This window comes from Oleiphilus sp. HI0067, assembly GCF_001635735.1.
Window position 1 is genome coordinate 1 of the sequence record NZ_LWFI01001094.1, and the last position, 531, is coordinate 531.

The 531-nt window shown below is 41.8% G+C and carries 1 protein-coding gene; it reads left to right on the forward strand.

What is annotated here, in order from left to right:
• A partial coding sequence (locus A3739_RS15785) for a 2-oxoadipate dioxygenase/decarboxylase family protein (RefSeq protein ID WP_156502617.1) occupies positions 1-425 on the forward strand: 425 nt, incomplete at its 5' end.
• Positions 426-531 lie beyond the last annotated feature (106 nt).

Below are 531 nucleotides of genomic sequence, written 5' to 3' on the forward strand. Positions count from 1 at the left end.
CAGGGGTGTCGTGGGGCCAGCCTTCGTATTCGGTGTATCAGACTCTTTTACAAGAATCAGAGTATGCGGCGTGGTTTTATGTCTTTGGCTTTGTGCCAAACCATTTTACGGTGAAAGTGAATTCCCTCAGCGATGTGGATGGCTTGAATGATATTCACGTGTTGAATGCGTTTTTAGAAGATCACGGTTATCAATTGAATAGCGCGGGTGGAAAAGTAAAAGGAAGCCCAGAGATTTATTTGGAACAGTCATCCACTTTGGCCGACAAAGTATCTATTCAATTCCAAGAGGGGAAGTACGACATTCCGAGTGTCTTTTATGAGTTTGCGAAACGCTACCCTTTACCTTCGGGCGAAGAGTTTTCGGGTTTTGTAGAGGGCAATGCGAATAAAATTTTTGAAAGTACGAACGTTAGAAACAACTAAGTTCTAGTGATTGTTTAACAGATTTTTCTTATTATGAATCGATGCGATGCTTGTCGTCTTGAAAGATAACATAACGGTTTTTACCCGCTTCTTTCGCTGCGTACAT